We start from the raw sequence: 13,433 nt of genomic DNA on the forward strand, positions 1-13,433 counted from the left end.
GAGACCGGGCTGTGAGTGGATTTGAGATCGGCGCCGTTCTCATTGCAGGACCGACCGCATCAGGCAAGTCCGCTCTGGGCATCAAATTGGCTCAAAGCCTCGACGGCGTGGTGATCAATGCCGATTCCATGCAGGTCTATCGCGACCTGCGGGTGATCACGGCCCGCCCGACGCCCGAAGAGGAGGCCCAGGCCCCCCACCGCCTCTACGGCCACGTAGATGCCGCCGTGAACTTTTCCGTGGGTCGCTATGTCGCCGATGCCGTCCAGGTCCTGGGGGAGATCCGAGGTCGAAAGCTGCCGATCTTCGTGGGCGGGACCGGGCTCTACTTCAAGGCGCTGACCGAGGGCCTCTCGGATATTCCGCCGGTGCCGGAAAAAATCCGCGAAGAGGTGCGCCGGGAAAGCGAGGGGCTGGAGACGCCCGAGCTTCACCGCCTGCTGTCGGAACGCGACCCCGAAACGGCAGGCACCTTGCGCCCCTCGGATCGGCTGCGGGTGCAGCGGGCGCTCGAAATCTTCGCGGCCACAGGGCAACCGCTCGTCTCCTTCCACGGAGCCCGCCAGCCAGGGCCGCTGAACGACGTGCCCGTCATCAAACTCTTCCTGGCCCCCGAGCGGGAGGAACTGCGCAGTCGCATCGACCAGCGGTTCCTCGCCATGATGGAGCAGGGCGCGCTCGATGAAGTGAAAGCGTTGGGCGAACGAAACCTCGACCCGATGCTCCCCGCCATGCGGGCGCACGGTGTGCCGGGCTTGCTCAGCTGTCTGCGGGGCGAGATCTCTCTCGACGAGGCCGTCGCCAAGGGGCAGGGCGACACGCGCCGCTACGCCAAGCGCCAATTCACCTGGTTCCGCCATCAGCTGCCGGATTGGCAATGGGTGGAGCCCGAGAGGGGATACGAGGTGGTGATGACGGGCCTCAATGCCCTGAGACGCCCGTGAACATCTGGTAAAAGGTGATGAAGATCTCGAACACGATCAGGAGCACGATGATCAGTTCGAGACGTAAGGAGCGCTCCGTGTCGATGATGTCGGTGAGCGCCTGGGCCGTATCACCCAATACTTCGAGCTTTCGGTGAAGTGCGGCGGCGCGCTCTTTCAGCTCGTATTCGTCCTCGAGACGTGCATAGAGACGTTCGAGATCGGGCCGGTCCCACAGAACGTCCGGCTTTTCCTCCACGGCCACGCGCCCTGACATGCGCTGGCGCACGAGCAGAGCGCGGCCCACATGCTTGAGGATCTTGCGGCGATCACGGGGGCGACGTCCTTTTGCCGCCAGATGCTCGACGGAGGGCTCCACCAGCTCGAAGGCGGCGGTCGCCTCGCGCTCGTCGCGGGCCAGCGTCGCGCTTTTGGAGAGCGCATCGGCAATGACGATCAGCCGCTCCGTGGAAAGCTGCTTGATATAGATCGGGCCGCCCGGCGGGATCTGGTCGTCCCGGTCCGGCGAGATCTCGATAATCGCGGTCTCCTCCTCGTGGCGCGCGAACTCCCCCTGGATGCGCTGGCGCAGACCCCGGATGACCTCATCCTCCTCCAGGGGCGTGAGGCCCACCAGAACGGCCACGCCATAGCGGAACAGGGCCACGAAGCCATCCTGGCCGGCCCGGAAGGCGAGGGGGGTGGTGGACAGAACATCGCTGCGCTCGAGCCCTGTCACGTCGAGACGATCGCCCAAGAGGAGGGCGCGGGCGGTCAGGCGTTGATTCTGCATCGGAACGCCGGTCGAGGAGATGGTATCGGTCATGGTCATACGACTAAAATAGGACGCGCACCTTAAAAGCCACGCTGCGATCTGCCAATCTGGCCCGCTTGACCGAATGAAAGGGATCAGATAGCGTCTGCGCAACTTTTGAACCGAGAGCTGCCCAAATGCGCAAGCTTATTCTCGTAGTACGAGCGCCATCGACGGAGCGGGACTGATCCCCGCAGGTCCGGCGATGGCGCACAGGCCCCCTCAGGGGCCTTTTTTATTGCCCGAAACACCAGAACAACGCAGACAAACACAAGCAGACCCGACGGAGATAAGGACCATGAGCGAGACGATGACCGGAGCCGAAATGGTGATCCGAGCCCTGCAGGACCAGGGAGTCGAGCATGTTTTCGGTTATCCGGGCGGAGCGGTTCTTCCCATTTACGATGCGCTCTTTCACCAGGAGAAGGTGCGCCACGTTCTCGTCCGTCACGAGCAGGGTGCGGTTCACGCTGCGGAAGGCTATGCGCGCTCCTCGGGCAAGCCGGGCGTGGTGCTGGTGACCTCGGGCCCCGGCGCGACGAATGCCGTCACCGGTCTCGCTGATGCGATGATGGACTCGATCCCGCTGGTCTGCATCACCGGTCAGGTGCCGACCCATCTCATCGGTTCCGACGCATTCCAGGAATGCGACACGGTCGGCATCACGCGCCATTGCACGAAGCACAACTATCTCGTCAAATCCATCGAGGACCTGCCGCGCGTCCTGCACGAGGCCTTCTACGTGGCGCAGAACGGCCGCCCCGGCCCGGTGGTGGTGGACCTGCCGAAGGACATCCAGTTCAAGGCCGGCAACTACGTTCGTCCCACCAACAACCAGCACAAGACCTATCGCCCGACCGTGAAGGGCGACATGGACCACATTCGCGCCGCCGTCGAGCTGATGGCGAATGCGAAGCGCCCCGTCTTCTACACGGGCGGTGGTGTCATCAATTCCGGCCTGCATGCCTCGGAGCTGCTGCGCGAACTCGTGCGCCTCACGGGCTTCCCCATCACCTCGACCCTGATGGGCCTCGGCGCCTATCCGGCTTCCGACAGGCAGTGGCTCGGCATGCTCGGCATGCACGGTACCTACGAGGCCAATCTCGCGATGCACGAATGCGATGTGATGATCAACATCGGCGCACGTTTCGATGACCGCATCACGGGTCGCCTCGACGCGTTCTCTCCGTATTCCAAGCGCATTCACGTGGACATCGACCCGTCCTCCATCAACAAGACCGTGAAGGTGGACATCCCGATCGTCGGCGATTGCGCGCATGTGCTTGAAGACATGGTGCGTCTGTGGCGCCAGGGCGCGCACCAGGCGGACAAGATGGAGCTGAAGGAGTGGTGGAGCAAGATCGAGGGCTGGCGCGCACGCAACTGCCTCGCCTACAAGAACTCGAAGGAAACCATCAAGCCGCAATACGCGATCCAGCGTCTTTACGAACTCACCAAGGATCGTGCGCCTTATGTCACGACTGAAGTCGGTCAGCACCAGATGTGGGCGGCGCAGTACTTCAAGTTCGAGGATCCAAACCATTGGATGACCTCCGGCGGTCACGGCACCATGGGCTACGGCCTGCCGGCGGCGGTCGGCACGCAGCTCGCCCATCCCGACGCTCTCGTCATCGACATCGCAGGAGAAGCCTCGATCCAGATGATGCTGCAGGAGATGTCGACGGCGCTGCAGTACAACCTGCCGATCAAGGTGTTCATCCTCAACAACGAGTACATGGGCATGGTGCGCCAGTGGCAGGAGCTGTTGCATGGCGGCCGCTACTCGCAGAGCTATTCGGAATCGCTGCCTGATTTCGTGAAGCTCGCGGAGGCCTATGGCGGTGTCGGCATCCGCTGCGACAACCCGGCGGAGCTCGATGCGAAGATCATGGAGATGATCAACGTGAACCGTCCGGTGATCTTCGACTGCATCGTCGACAAGACGGAAAACTGCTTCCCGATGATCCCGTCGGGCAAGGCCCATAACGAGATGCTGCTGAATGACTATCTCGGCGAGACCGGTGCCGATATCGGCTCCGTGATCGACGAGAAGGGCAAGATGCTGGTGTGATCGGAAAGAGTAAACATATGCCCACCCTCGTCATTGCCAACAAGTGCTACTCGTCCTGGTCGCTGCGTCCCTGGCTGCTGATGAAGCAGCTGGGCGTCGCCTTCGACGAGATCACGATTCCGCTCGACCTGCCGGATACGAAGGAGAAGGTGCTCAGGCACTCTCCCGCCGGAAAAGTACCGATCCTCATCGATGGTGATGTGACCGTGTGGGAGAGCATCAGCATCATGGAATATGTGGGCGATGCCTTCGGTGCTCCTGTGTGGCCCGAGGATCGCAAGGCTCGCGCCATGGCACGTTCCGTCGCGGCGGAGATGCACGCCGGCTTCCTCGCTCTGCGCAATGCGTGCCCGATGAATCTGGGCAAGAAGTATGCGCAAAAGGACCGTGGTGAAGCCGTCGCGCGCGACGTGGCGCGTTTCAGTGAAGTGGTGCGGCAGGCGCGTGAGCGTTTCGGGGCGGGCGGGCCGTTCCTCTTCGGCGCGTTCTCGGCGGCGGACGCCATGTATGCACCGCTCGCGACACGCCTCGATACCTATTCTTTTCCTCTCGATGCGCCAACGCGCGCTTATGTCGACACGATCCTCTCGCTTCCCGCTTTCGAGGAATGGCGCGCCGCCGCGCTGAAGGAGACCTGGATCGTCGATGCCGACGAGGTCGATGAAGAAGCGGTCGAAAATTACCGCAAAGCAGCCTGAAACCAGATGACGAAGCCGGACAACGAAAATGCTCCAGATGAAAACCCATTATCCCGATGCGCACCGCGTCGAGCCCGTCAACCGGCACACTCTTGCAGTGGTCGTCGACAACGAACCGGGCGTCCTCGCCCGCATCGCGGGCCTCTTCTCGGGCCGCGGCTACAACATCGAAAGCCTGACCGTGACGGAGACGGAGCACGAGGCGCATATTTCGCGCATCACCATCGTCACGACGGGCACGGACAGCATTATCCAGCAGATCAAGAGCCAACTCGAACGTCTCGTGCCGGTGCATCGCGTGGTCGATCTCACGATGACCGGCGAAGCCGTGGAGCGCGAGCTCTGCCTCGTGAAAGTGGTGGGCAAGGGCGATCACCGCGTGGAAGCGATGCGGCTCGCTTCCGCTTTCGGCGCGCGCACGCTCGACGCGACGCTCACGTCCTTCGTCTACGAGCTGACGGGCACGACCGATGAGGTCGAGCGCTTCATCAAGCTCATGACGGCAGTGGGCCTCGTGGAAGTGTCCCGCACCGGCGTTGCCGCCATGGCACGTGGCGCGGAAGGAATTCTGTGAGGGTTTAACCTCTGAAGTCGCTCTCTTTCAGGAAGGTTTCCTCATCCGGCGTCGTCTCTCTCCCAAGAATGATGTTGCGATGAGGGAAGCGGCCGAAGCGGGCGATGATGTCGTGATGGTGGCGCGCCCATTTGATGGAGTCTTCCTCGCCGAGGGCTTCGTTCAGGGCCACCGAGCGCTCCTGGTGCCGCAAGGACTCGGAGTGCATGAAGGGCAGGTAGAAGAAACGGCGGAGCTCCGGCTCCACCTTGTGGTCGAACCCTCTCTCGATGGCGCGGTCCGCGACCATTAGGGCGACGGGATCGGTCTTGTAGGTCTCGCGCCGTCCCCGGAACATGTTTCGCGGGAACTGATCGAGAAGGAGGATAACGGCGAGCGCACCTTCAGGGGTGAGCTCCCATTCGTTGAGATCGCCCCTCGCGGCGGCCTCATAGGTGGGCATGAAACGGTCCCGGCAGACTTGGTCGAAGACTTCGTCCTTCGAAAACCACTTCTCCGGCCCGGCATTGCGCCAGAAGGCGAGAATTTCATCGGGAGTGGCGAGGCCCTGCATGCGGCTTGTCCTTTCGAGGGGAGAATCGCTTTGAAGCCAATCTAGAGCATTGGAGGGCACTTTGAACTCTCCGGGCTCGGAGCGTTTGTGGGTGAGGCAAGGCTGCCGGATTGGGGCAGTTTCCGCATCTTTCCGACAAACTTCGACTTGTCAGCGCAGTTTTGTTCGCTAAAAGCGGCGCTGGACAAAACAAATGTTGCGCGAAGGCATGGGCCTGACCGCAATGCCATGAAGACCGGGGGACGCCCCCTGAAACACAAGGACCAGAGCATCATGCGCGTGTATTACGATCGCGACGCCGATATCAATCTGATCAAGGGCAAGAAGGTCGCCATCGTCGGCTATGGCAGCCAGGGACATGCCCATACGCTGAACCTGCGCGATTCCGGCGTGAAGGACATCGTCGTGGCGCTGCGCAAGGGCTCTCCCTCCGCGGCCAAGGCCGAGGCCGCCGGCATCCGCGTGATGGAAGTGGCCGAGGCCGCCAAGTGGGCCGATGTGGTCATGATGCTCACCCCGGACGAGCTGCAGGCCGACATCTACCGCGACGAGCTGCACGGCAACATGAAGCAGGGCGCGGCTCTCCTCTTCGCCCACGGCCTCAACGTGCACTTCAACCTCATCGAGCCCCGCAAGGACCTCGACGTGCTCATGGTCGCTCCGAAGGGCCCCGGCCATACCGTGCGTTCCGAGTACCAGCGCGGTGGCGGCGTGCCGACGCTGATCGCCATCCACCAGGACGCCACGGGCAATGCTCATGACATCGCGCTGTCCTACGCTTCCGCCAACGGCGGTGGCCGCGCCGGCATCATCGAAACCACCTTCAAGGAAGAGTGCGAGACCGACCTCTTCGGCGAGCAGGTGGTGCTCTGCGGCGGTCTCGTCGAGCTGATCAAGGCCGGCTTCGAGACCCTCGTCGAGGCGGGCTATGCCCCCGAGATGGCCTATTTCGAGTGCCTGCACGAAGTGAAGCTGATCGTCGACCTCATCTACGAGGGCGGCATCGCCACCATGAACTACTCGATCTCGAATACTGCCGAGTACGGCGAGTACGTCACCGGCCCGCGGATCATTACGCCTGAGACCAAGGCCGAGATGAAGCGCGTTCTGGAGGACATCCAGACCGGCAAGTTCACCCGCGACTGGATGCTCGAGAACAAGGTCAACCAGACCTCGTTCAAGGCCGTGCGCGCCCGCAACGCCGCTCACCCGATCGAGGACGTGGGTGCTCGCCTGCGCGCCATGATGCCGTGGATCAAGGAGAAGGCTCTGGTCGACAAGACCAAGAACTGATCTTGCCAGGAGACGATATTAAGAAGGGGCGGAAGTTTCCGCCCCTTCTTTTTACCTATTTTCAGCGGATCGGAGCGAGTGTCTGGCCACGACTGCCGCCGCAATTGGCATGTAAAGCACCGGCATTACTGCTGGTTGGTTTTGGTGTTTGCGGCCTTGTTGTTGTCCTGCTTGCCGGGATCCATGCGATTCTTCATGGTGCCGCCCGAGCCGCGGATGTGAGTGCCGGGGTGCTTCTTGCTCTCAGCGGAGTTGTCGCCGCTCATCTTGCCTTTGCCCATGGGAAACCTCCATTTGGTATGGGAGGTTAATGAGCCTTGCCTGACCCGGTTCCCGGAAAAACCTTACCAGAGCAGGGAATGGGCCAGCCCAGCCCCAGGCGCAAAGAGGACAAAAGCCCAGACCGAGGCTGACGCCATGTTGGCAGCCTGGAAGAGCACGCGCGGCATCATGAAGATGCCGGCGATCAGCGGGAGGACCGCGCGGGTGGGACCGAAGAAACGGCCCAGGAACATGGCCCAGGGGCCGAAACGCTGGAAGAAGAATTCGCCTCTTTCGATCATGTCCGGGTTTCGCGAGAGGGGCCAGATGCCATAGGCCCGCTTCTTGACCTTGAAGCCGAGTTCGTAAGACATCCAGGCGCTCACGAAGGCTCCTGCCGCAGCGCCGAGCCAGACCTGCCAGAATGGGACATCAGCTGCCGCCAGCGCAAAGCCCACCGCCACGAGAATGGTGATCATAGGCAGGATCAGCGAGATAAGGGCGAAGGATTCCCCAAAGGTCATCAAGCCTACGATCAAGGGTGCATAGGATTGGTGCACTCGGATGAACTCCAGGACGGCATTGGTGATGGTTTCCAGATTCACGCCAATATCCCTTTCATGCTGCTATCCCTTTCATGCTGCGCTTGTAACGAAGGCCTAAGCCGACGGCCACAGGGGGCATGTTTCCTCCTCGTGATGAAAAAGATCACATCCCCTGATTTGATGCTGGATCGGCGATGCGCTAACCCAGGAAGCAGAAGGGGCCAAAACCATGAACGTTCTCTCGATCCAATCCCATGTTGCCTATGGTCATGTGGGCAACGCATCCGCCGTCTTTCCCATGCAGCGACTGGGTGTCGAGGTCTGGCCCATCCATACGGTGCAGTTTTCCAACCACACGGGTTATGGCTCCTGGAAGGGCCGGGTCTTCGACGGGCCTGCCATCGAGGAGCTGGTCGACGGCATTGCCGAGCGCGGCGTGCTGGAGCGCTGCAACGGCGTTCTCTCCGGCTATATGGGCTCGGCCGATATCGGCAATGCGATCCTCTCCGCCGTGGCCCGGGTGCGGGAGCTCAACCCGGAGGCGCTCTATTGCTGCGATCCGGTGATCGGCGATGTGGGGCGCGGCATCTTCGTGCGCCCCGGCATTCCCGAATTCATGCGGGATCAGGCGGTTCCTGCGGCCGATATCATCACGCCTAACCAGTTCGAGCTGAACTATCTCTCAGGACTGCCGACGGAAACCTTGAGAGATGTGAAGCAGGCTGTCTCCGCCGTGCAGCAGCTTGGCCCGAGGGCCGTGCTCGTGACTTCCGTCGAAGCTCAAGAGACACCTGCGGATTCCATCGATCTCATTGCGGGCGAAGGTGGGCGCTTCTGGCGCGTGCGCACGCCTAAGCTCGCGCTCAGCGTGAACGGGGCAGGGGACGCGATCGCGGCCTTGTTCTTCGTTCACTATGCGCGCTCGGGCTCCGCTGCTACGGCACTTGCCGAAGCCTCCGCCTCTGTCTACGGCTTGTTGAAGCGCACGGCGGAGGCGGGGTCCCGCGAGATCCTCACCATCGCGGCGCAGGACGAGTTCGTCTCGCCCACCCATCGTTTCATCGTCGAAGAGGTTTGATCCGCATGGCCCATCGCTTCATCACCCTCGACGTCTTCACATCGGAAGGCTTCACCGGAAATCCCCTGGCCGTCGTTCTCGAGGCAGAGGGGCTCGACGACGCGCGCATGCAGGCCATCGCGAAAGAGTTCAACCTCTCCGAGACCGTCTTCGTCTTCCCGCCGGCTGATCCGCATCAGCGCGCCGATATCCGCATCTTCACGCCCGGACGCGAACTCCCCTTCGCCGGTCACCCCACCGTGGGAACGGCGGTGCTGCTCGCGCTGCTGGATCAGAACGGCCAGCCCGGCGCCGTAGCCTTCGGCCTGAAGGAAAAGGTCGGCATCGTGCCCTGCGTGGCCGAGGTGAAGGATGCCGTGAGCGGGGAGGCCCGTTTCCGCCTGCCGCGCTTGCCGTCGTCGTGGGGCGAGGGCAAGGACACGACAACTTGCGCCTGGGCGATCGGCCTCGATCCCACGGAGATCGGTTTCGATCGGCATGTGCCGAGCCGCCACACGGGTGGTGTGGCTTACGATCTCGTCCCCGTCGCATCGCTCGATGCGCTGGCCCGCGCCAAGCCGCAGGGCGAGGCGTTCGACAAGGCTTTCGCCGACAGCGATCATCCCGCAGCCTATGTCTATACCCGCATGCCGAATGCGGATGGCCTGCGATTCCGTGCCCGCATGTTCGGTCCCGGCATGGGCGTCCTGGAGGATCCGGCCACCGGCTCTGCCGTTGCAGCCTTCGCAGGCGCGCTCATGCAATGCGAGCCGCTCGGAGATGGCGAGCATAACATCGTCATCGAGCAGGGCGTCGAGATGGGCCGTCCGAGCGAGATCTTCCTGCAGATGACCATCAAGAATGGTGCGCTGATTTCCGCCGAGATCGGCGGCAGCGCGGTCATGGTAACCCGTGGCGAGATCATCGCGTGAATCGCGAGGTTCAGATCAGGCGCGTCTCGCGCGTCGAGGCGAGGTGCGTGCCCATGGAATGGGCCTGGGCTGAGCAGAACCGCTCCTTGATCGAGGCGAACTGGAAGCGCCGCACGGCGGACAAGCCGAAGATGTTCAACGGACGGGTTCTGCTGCTCCGCAATGTCGAGTTCGAGCAGGACCAGTGCCGCAACACCTACTTCGAGACGAGCTACGCCGATTTCGTTGCTTGGATCGACAGCGGCTATCCCGACAGGAGCATTGCCAACGGCTTTGCCATGGGCGCGTTGCGGGGATCGGACGGCGCTTTCATCTGCGGCGTCATGGGCGCGCATACCACGAATGCGGGCCGCGTCTATTTCGCGGCGGGGACGCCCGATCTATCAGATCTCAGGCCTGACGGCACTGTCGACCTTGCCTCCAGCCTGACACGCGAGCTGATCGAAGAGACAGGTCTTCAGGAGAACGAGTTCCACGTGGATGACGAGTGGATCATCGTCCAGCGCTGGCCGACCATGGCCCTGCTGCGCATGGTGACTTTGCCGATGACGGCGGAGGAGGGCGCCCGCCTCATCCGCGCCAACATCGCCAAAGACCCCGAGCCCGAATTGCAGGATGTGCGGATCATCCGCCGAGTGGACGACATCGACCCGAAGACGATGCCCCTCTTTCTGCAATCCTTCTTCGAGTGGGTCTTCACTCACAGATAGCCATGACGGGCCTTCGTCGCGCGGACCATGCGCTGGGCCTCGGCATCGCGGCCCGCGGCGCAGGCGGCCTCGGCCTGCCCGATCTCCCGGTCGACGCGGTTGTAGACGGATTGGTTGACATGGCCCATGGCGAGATCGTTGCTCATCACGGCCCGGTAGCGGGCGATCTCGCCCTGGCAGCCGGAGCCGTCCGGCATGCGGAAGCTCGAAGGCGTGACGCTTGTGCCGGCAGGCACCGGGGCAGGGCCCGAGGCGGTCTGGTTGCAGGCGGCGAGCGGCAGGGCCACGAGGCCGGTGAGCCATAAGCCACGGATCGCGTTCGTCATCGAAGGCACCTCATGTTGGGATGGCCTGAACAAAAGCCAAGCTTGCTCTGATCTAGAGCATTTTGACCTCCGGCCAGACCAGGCCTCGGACGATATTTCCTAGACCATCGTCGAGCTTTGGCTTTTCGTTTGTTTCAAGTGCTTGCCATTCCATGAACCTCCCGTTACAAACATGCCCGTTGTTCGCGGGCTGCGCCGCGGTCTTTGGAGGAATGGGCAGCGATGGCAATCGGCTCCCACAGCGCTGGCAAGAACGGCACCGCTTCAGCGGCCGGCCGCGCGCTTCTCCTTGGCCTCCTTCTCCTTAGCCGCCCCTGAGGGTCGGCTGGGCGCTGTCGCCTGGGCTCTCAGGGGTTTTTGGAAGATCTCAAGAACAACCCCGAGCGCATGGCTTAAAGACCCTGGATAGCGCTCCCTCCGAGAAGGACTGACACGATGACCGCTTCCACCACCGGCTCCTCCAAGGACCGCGTATTGATCTTCGACACCACCCTGCGCGACGGCGAGCAATGCCCCGGCGCGACCATGACGCTGGAGGAAAAGCTCGAGGTTGCGGCTTTGCTCGATGCCATGGGCGTCGACATCATCGAGGCGGGCTTCCCCATCGCCTCCAACGGCGACTTCGAGGCCGTGTCTCTCATCGCGCAGCAGGTGAAGAACGCGACCGTCGCCGGTCTCGCCCGCGCCATCTCGGCCGATATCGCCCGGGCCGGCGAGGCCGTGCGCCATGCCAAGAAGCCGCGCATCCACACCTTCGTCTCCACCTCGCCGATCCATCTGGCGCACCAGATGCGCAAGACCGAAGAAGAGGTTTTGGAGATCATCACCACTACGGTGACCCAGGCGCGCAACCTGATCGAGGACATCGAATGGTCGGCCATGGATGCCACGCGTACGCCCATCGATTACCTGTGCCGCTGCGTGGAAGCAGCCATCAAGGCGGGCGCCACCACCATCAACCTGCCGGATACGGTGGGCTATGCAACGCCGGATGAATACCGCGGCATGTTCAGGGCCGTGCGCGAGCGCGTGCCGAATGCGGACAAGGCGATCTTCTCCGCCCATTGCCACAACGATCTGGGCCTCGCGGTTGCGAACTCGCTCGCAGCGTTGGAGGGCGGCGCGCGCCAGATCGAGTGCACCATCAACGGCATCGGCGAGCGTGCAGGCAATGCGGCACTGGAAGAAGTCGTGATGGCCATCAGGACGCGTGGCGACGTGCTGCCCTACGAGACCGGCATCGAAGCAACGATGCTCACACGCGCGTCGAAGCTCGCTTCGGCCGCGACCTCGTTCCCGGTGCAGTACAACAAGGCCATCGTCGGCCGGAACGCCTTCGCGCACGAAAGTGGCATTCACCAGGACGGCATGCTGAAGAATGCGCAGACCTACGAGATCATGACGCCGGAGAGCGTCGGCGTGTCCAAGACCTCGCTCGTCATGGGTAAGCATTCGGGTCGCGCCGCTTTCCGCAACAAGCTGGAAGAGCTGGGCTACCAATTGTCCGATAACCAGTTCCAGGATGCGTTCGAGCGCTTCAAGGATCTGGCCGATCGCAAGAAGCATGTCTACGACGAGGATATTGAGGCGCTGGTCGATCAGAACATCGCCACCGCGCATGACCGCATCAAGCTCGTCTCGCTCCACATCGTCGCCGGAACGCGCGGTCCGCAGCGCGCCACCATGCGCCTGCAGGTCGACGGCAAGACCGTCATCGAGGAGCAGGAGGGCAACGGCCCTGTGGACGCCACCTTCAACGCCATCAAGGCGCTGGTGCCGCATGAGGCCGTGCTGGAGCTCTATCAGGTGCACGCGGTGACGGAAGGCACAGATGCGCAGGCCGAAGTGTCTGTTCGCCTTTCCGCTGATGGCCGCAGCGTGACATCGCGCGCAGCCGATCCCGATACGCTGGTCGCCTCCGCCCAGGCCTATCTCGGTGCGCTCAACAAGCTGTTGAGCCGAGGCGTTCGCCTCCACGCGCAGCACGCGGCAGAGTAAGGGACCTTCCCGTCATGCCCGGCCTCGTGCCGGGCATCCACGTTTAGGCGATGAAGACGTGGATGGCCGCAACACATGCGGCCATGGCGCAAAAGGCTATTCAATTAATCCGGCACCGGGATCGGGCTCTGCGGCTTGATGGTCGAGAGCACGAAGCTGGAGCGGACATCGGCGACGCCGGGCAGAGTGAGGAGCCGATTCATGGTGAACTCGCCGAAGCTCTCGATGTCCCGCGCCACCGCATGGACGATGATGTCCACCTCGCCGGCCAAGGCGTGACAGGCGATCACCTCTTCATAGCCCTTCAGCCGGTCCACGAGCCGGGTTCGCCAACCAGGCTCTGATTGCTCCAGCTTGATGAACACGAAAGCCTCCACTTCGAAGCCGAGGGCCTTGCGGTTCACGAGCGCCCGATAGCCCTCGATGATCCCGTCCTCTTCCAGTGACTTCAGTCGCCGTAAGCAGGGAGAGGCGGCAAGGCCCACCTTCTCGGCCAGAGTGGAGTTGGGAATGCGCCCATCCCCCTGGATGGTACGCAGGATCCGGCGGTCGGAGGGAGACAGGTGACGTTTCATCAAAATTTCACGGATTGAGGCGTTCAGGTCATTTTATGACTGACCGGGCGCTTTTCCAGGAGAGATCCGGCGAACAATGACCTGGAGCGGGTGTTATCCTTGC

The 13,433-nt window shown here is 62.6% G+C and carries 15 protein-coding genes; 9 read left to right on the forward strand and 6 right to left on the reverse strand.

Annotated features, from left to right (window positions below; translation table 11 throughout):
- Positions 1–11 precede the first annotated feature (11 nt).
- Positions 12–944 (forward strand): tRNA (adenosine(37)-N6)-dimethylallyltransferase MiaA, encoded by a 933-nt coding sequence (miaA, locus tag ACUXUR_RS14050; protein ID WP_445502987.1) that lies wholly within the window; start codon positions 12–14, stop codon positions 942–944.
- Here the strand turns inward: miaA and ACUXUR_RS14055 are convergent.
- Positions 922–1,749: an RMD1 family protein gene (locus ACUXUR_RS14055; protein ID WP_445502988.1), complete on the reverse strand. Its 828-nt coding sequence runs from the start codon at positions 1,747–1,749 to the stop codon at positions 922–924. The two genes, miaA and ACUXUR_RS14055, sit on opposite strands and share 23 nt — an antisense overlap.
- 286 nt (positions 1,750–2,035) lie before the next feature.
- Here ACUXUR_RS14055 and ACUXUR_RS14060 point away from each other — a divergent pair, with 286 nt between their 5' ends.
- From ACUXUR_RS14060 to ilvN, 3 genes are read left to right on the forward strand one after another with little or no spacing between them, the layout of a single operon-like run.
- On the forward strand, positions 2,036–3,808 hold the full coding sequence (locus tag ACUXUR_RS14060) for an acetolactate synthase 3 large subunit (RefSeq protein WP_445502989.1): 1,773 nt from the start codon (positions 2,036–2,038) through the stop codon (positions 3,806–3,808).
- Between the two features lie 17 nt (positions 3,809–3,825).
- Positions 3,826–4,506 (forward strand): glutathione S-transferase family protein, encoded by a 681-nt coding sequence (locus tag ACUXUR_RS14065; RefSeq protein WP_445502990.1) that lies wholly within the window; start codon positions 3,826–3,828, stop codon positions 4,504–4,506.
- A 28-nt stretch (positions 4,507–4,534) separates the two neighbouring features.
- Positions 4,535–5,080 (forward strand): acetolactate synthase small subunit, encoded by a 546-nt coding sequence (ilvN, locus tag ACUXUR_RS14070; protein WP_047188691.1) that lies wholly within the window; start codon positions 4,535–4,537, stop codon positions 5,078–5,080.
- Between the two features lie 4 nt (positions 5,081–5,084).
- Here ilvN and ACUXUR_RS14075 read toward each other — a convergent pair whose 3' ends face one another.
- A complete protein-coding gene (locus ACUXUR_RS14075) occupies positions 5,085–5,633 on the reverse strand; it encodes a DUF924 family protein (RefSeq protein ID WP_445502991.1) in 549 nt (182 codons plus the stop codon).
- A 273-nt stretch (positions 5,634–5,906) separates the two neighbouring features.
- On the opposite strand from ACUXUR_RS14075, the gene ilvC reads away from it, so the two are divergent.
- The gene (gene ilvC / locus ACUXUR_RS14080) at positions 5,907–6,926 is read left to right on the forward strand and encodes a ketol-acid reductoisomerase (protein ID WP_445502992.1); all 1,020 of its coding nucleotides are present in this window, start codon (positions 5,907–5,909) and stop codon (positions 6,924–6,926) included.
- A 125-nt stretch (positions 6,927–7,051) separates the two neighbouring features.
- On the opposite strand, the gene ACUXUR_RS14085 is transcribed toward ilvC, so the two are convergent.
- Both ACUXUR_RS14085 and ACUXUR_RS14090 read right to left on the reverse strand, forming a co-directional pair.
- On the reverse strand, positions 7,052–7,207 hold the full coding sequence (locus ACUXUR_RS14085; protein WP_445502993.1) for a hypothetical protein: 156 nt from the start codon (positions 7,205–7,207) through the stop codon (positions 7,052–7,054).
- A gap of 63 nt (positions 7,208–7,270) precedes the next feature.
- Positions 7,271–7,792: a DedA family protein gene (locus ACUXUR_RS14090; RefSeq protein ID WP_445502994.1), complete on the reverse strand. Its 522-nt coding sequence runs from the start codon at positions 7,790–7,792 to the stop codon at positions 7,271–7,273.
- A 169-nt stretch (positions 7,793–7,961) separates the two neighbouring features.
- Between ACUXUR_RS14090 and pdxY the strand changes: the two genes are divergently transcribed.
- The 3 genes from pdxY to ACUXUR_RS14105 are packed head-to-tail and all read left to right on the forward strand — an operon-like array spanning position 7,962 to position 10,431.
- Complete coding sequence (gene pdxY / locus ACUXUR_RS14095; RefSeq protein ID WP_445502995.1) at positions 7,962–8,810, forward strand: pyridoxal kinase PdxY; 849 nt, start codon at positions 7,962–7,964, stop codon at positions 8,808–8,810.
- Positions 8,811–8,815: 5 nt separating this feature from the next.
- Positions 8,816–9,721, forward strand: a complete 906-nt coding sequence (locus ACUXUR_RS14100; RefSeq protein ID WP_445502996.1) for a PhzF family phenazine biosynthesis protein — start codon at positions 8,816–8,818, stop codon at positions 9,719–9,721.
- Entirely contained in the window at positions 9,718–10,431 is a 714-nt protein-coding gene (locus ACUXUR_RS14105) for an NUDIX hydrolase (protein WP_445502997.1), read from the forward strand. The genes ACUXUR_RS14100 and ACUXUR_RS14105 overlap by 4 nt, the downstream gene beginning before the upstream one ends.
- On the opposite strand, the gene ACUXUR_RS14110 is transcribed toward ACUXUR_RS14105, so the two are convergent.
- Positions 10,422–10,757 carry a hypothetical protein gene (locus ACUXUR_RS14110; RefSeq protein ID WP_445502998.1) on the reverse strand — a complete coding sequence of 112 codons (336 nt, stop codon included), beginning with the start codon at positions 10,755–10,757 and terminating at the stop codon, positions 10,422–10,424. The genes ACUXUR_RS14105 and ACUXUR_RS14110 overlap by 10 nt on opposite strands.
- 435 nt (positions 10,758–11,192) lie before the next feature.
- Here ACUXUR_RS14110 and ACUXUR_RS14115 point away from each other — a divergent pair, with 435 nt between their 5' ends.
- Positions 11,193–12,755, forward strand: coding sequence for a 2-isopropylmalate synthase (locus tag ACUXUR_RS14115; RefSeq protein ID WP_445502999.1), 1,563 nt, complete (start codon positions 11,193–11,195; stop codon positions 12,753–12,755).
- 104 nt (positions 12,756–12,859) lie between these two features.
- On the opposite strand, the gene ACUXUR_RS14120 is transcribed toward ACUXUR_RS14115, so the two are convergent.
- Complete coding sequence (locus ACUXUR_RS14120) at positions 12,860–13,330, reverse strand: Lrp/AsnC family transcriptional regulator (protein ID WP_445503000.1); 471 nt, start codon at positions 13,328–13,330, stop codon at positions 12,860–12,862.
- Between the last annotated feature and the right edge of the window lie 103 nt (positions 13,331–13,433).

Source organism: Microvirga medicaginis (assembly GCF_052658925.1).

Excerpts from the sequence above, each read along its gene's own strand:
- ACUXUR_RS14055 (WP_445502988.1), bottom strand. The coding sequence starts at position 1,749 with ATGACCGATACCATCTCCTCGACCGGCGTTCCGATGCAGAATCAACGC.
- ACUXUR_RS14060 (WP_445502989.1), top strand. The coding sequence starts at position 2,036 with ATGAGCGAGACGATGACCGGAGCCGAAATGGTGATCCGAGCCCTGCAG.
- ACUXUR_RS14065 (WP_445502990.1), top strand. The coding sequence starts at position 3,826 with ATGCCCACCCTCGTCATTGCCAACAAGTGCTACTCGTCCTGGTCGCTG.
- ilvN (WP_047188691.1), top strand. The coding sequence starts at position 4,535 with ATGCTCCAGATGAAAACCCATTATCCCGATGCGCACCGCGTCGAGCCC.
- ACUXUR_RS14075 (WP_445502991.1), bottom strand. The coding sequence starts at position 5,633 with ATGCAGGGCCTCGCCACTCCCGATGAAATTCTCGCCTTCTGGCGCAAT.
- ilvC (WP_445502992.1), top strand. The coding sequence starts at position 5,907 with ATGCGCGTGTATTACGATCGCGACGCCGATATCAATCTGATCAAGGGC.
- ACUXUR_RS14085 (WP_445502993.1), bottom strand. The coding sequence starts at position 7,207 with ATGGGCAAAGGCAAGATGAGCGGCGACAACTCCGCTGAGAGCAAGAAG.
- pdxY (WP_445502995.1), top strand. The coding sequence starts at position 7,962 with ATGAACGTTCTCTCGATCCAATCCCATGTTGCCTATGGTCATGTGGGC.
- ACUXUR_RS14100 (WP_445502996.1), top strand. The coding sequence starts at position 8,816 with ATGGCCCATCGCTTCATCACCCTCGACGTCTTCACATCGGAAGGCTTC.
- ACUXUR_RS14110 (WP_445502998.1), bottom strand. The coding sequence starts at position 10,757 with ATGACGAACGCGATCCGTGGCTTATGGCTCACCGGCCTCGTGGCCCTG.
- ACUXUR_RS14115 (WP_445502999.1), top strand. The coding sequence starts at position 11,193 with ATGACCGCTTCCACCACCGGCTCCTCCAAGGACCGCGTATTGATCTTC.
- ACUXUR_RS14120 (WP_445503000.1), bottom strand. The coding sequence starts at position 13,330 with ATGAAACGTCACCTGTCTCCCTCCGACCGCCGGATCCTGCGTACCATC.